The sequence below is a fragment of the Methylobacterium segetis genome (assembly GCF_004348265.1).
In the GTDB taxonomy this organism is placed as follows: Bacteria; Pseudomonadota; Alphaproteobacteria; order Rhizobiales; family Beijerinckiaceae; genus Methylobacterium; species Methylobacterium segetis.
In genome coordinates, this window is record NZ_SMNT01000243.1 from 1 (window position 1) to 1,743 (window position 1,743).

Below are 1,743 nucleotides of genomic sequence, written 5' to 3' on the forward strand. Positions count from 1 at the left end.
CTTAATCGCCTACGTACTTCGCCGCAAACACAACGGAATGCAAGCGTAAGTCGCTGGTCGATGCACAGGCATTTCTGCTTGTGCGGTGAGAAAAGCCTTAGGGGTAACCAGCTGTACGTTGAATCGTTCGATTTGCGTTTCGCAAACCTATCAAATGACGACCTCGGATCCTCGCGCAGGATGGCGGCTTCAGCTGCGCCGGGGCCTCGGCCCGCCCCGGCGCTCGTCACGCGGCGTCCGCGCTCAGGCGGCCGCGGCCTTGCGTCGGCCCCGCGCCCTCGGGGCCGGCATCTCGGCCGGGGCCTCCGGCTGCTGGACCTCGGCGGCGGGACGGCGCTGCTGGCCGAGACCGAGACTCTTGGCGAGTTGCGAGCGCTGGGCCGAGTAATTGGCCGCTGTCGACGGGTAATCGTTGGGCAGGCCGTAGCGCTGGCGATAGGCGTGGATGTCCAGCCCGTGGGTCGAGAGATGGCGCTTGAGCGTCTTGTAGGGCTTGCCGTCGATGAACGAGATCAGCGCGTCCGGCGTGATCGACTTGCGGACCTGAGCCGGCGTCGGCTTCTCGACCGTCTCCGCTGGCGGAGCTTCCGGCTGGGCCAAGCCGGAGAGGGAGGCGTGAACCGCGTGGATCAGCGCCGGGATGTCAGTGGCGGCCACATGATTGCGCGCGACGTATGCCGAAACGACTTGAGCAGACAGTTCGATAAACTGGTCGTGCGCACGCGAAGACGTTTCTTCTGGTTCCATCGGCATCTCCTTAATCGCCTACGTACTTCGCCGCAAACACAACGGAATGCAAGCGTAAGTCGCTGGTCGATGCACAGGCATTTCTGCTTGTGCGGTGAGAAAAGCCTTAGGGGTAACCAGCTGTACGTTGAATCGTTCGATTTGCGTTTCGCAAACCTATCAAATGACGACCTCGGATCCTCGCGCAGGATGGCGGCTTCAGCTGCGCCGGGGCCTCGGCCCGCCCCGGCGCTCGTCACGCGGCGTCCGCGCTCAGGCGGCCGCGGCCTTGCGTCGGCCCCGCGCCCTCGGGGCCGGCATCTCGGCCGGGGCCTCCGGCTGCTGGACCTCGGCGGCGGGACGGCGCTGCTGGCCGAGACCGAGACTCTTGGCGAGTTGCGAGCGCTGGGCCGAGTAATTGGCCGCTGTCGACGGGTAATCGTTGGGCAGGCCGTAGCGCTGGCGATAGGCGTGGATGTCCAGCCCGTGGGTCGAGAGATGGCGCTTGAGCGTCTTGTAGGGCTTGCCGTCGATGAACGAGATCAGCGCGTCCGGCGTGATCGACTTGCGGACCTGAGCCGGCGTCGGCTTCTCGACCGTCTCCGCTGGCGGAGCTTCCGGCTGGGCCAAGCCGGAGAGGGAGGCGTGAACCGCGTGGATCAGCGCCGGGATGTCAGTGGCGGCCACATGATTGCGCGCGACGTATGCCGAAACGACTTGAGCAGACAGTTCGATAAACTGGTCGTGCGCACGCGAAGACGTTTCTTCTGGTTCCATCGGCATCTCCTTAATCGCCTACGTACTTCGCCGCAAACACAACGGAATGCAAGCGTAAGTCGCTGGTCGATGCACAGGCATTTCTGCTTGTGCGGTGAGAAAAGCCTTAGGGGTAACCAGCTGTACGTTGAATCGTTCGATTTGCGTTTCGCAAACCTATCAAATGACGACCTCGGATCCTCGCGCAGGATGGCGGCTTCAGCTGCGCCGGGGCCTCGGCCCGCCCCGGCGCTCGTCACG

General features: G+C 64.0%; 2 protein-coding genes. Both read right to left on the bottom strand.

Annotated elements, in window-relative coordinates; translation table 11 throughout:
* Positions 1-243: 243 nt before the first annotated feature.
* Positions 244-747 carry a Ros/MucR family transcriptional regulator gene (locus E1J50_RS26425; protein WP_132254334.1) on the bottom strand — a complete coding sequence of 168 codons (504 nt, stop codon included), beginning with the start codon at positions 745-747 and terminating at the stop codon, positions 244-246.
* A 252-nt stretch (positions 748-999) separates the two neighbouring features.
* Entirely contained in the window at positions 1,000-1,503 is a 504-nt protein-coding gene (locus E1J50_RS26430) for a Ros/MucR family transcriptional regulator (protein ID WP_132254334.1), read from the bottom strand.
* Positions 1,504-1,743 lie beyond the last annotated feature (240 nt).

Bases quoted from the DNA above. Each gene is read 5' to 3' on its own strand.
- E1J50_RS26425 (WP_132254334.1), bottom strand. From the start codon at position 747: ATGGAACCAGAAGAAACGTCTTCGCGTGCGCACGACCAGTTTATCGAA.
- E1J50_RS26430 (WP_132254334.1), bottom strand. From the start codon at position 1,503: ATGGAACCAGAAGAAACGTCTTCGCGTGCGCACGACCAGTTTATCGAA.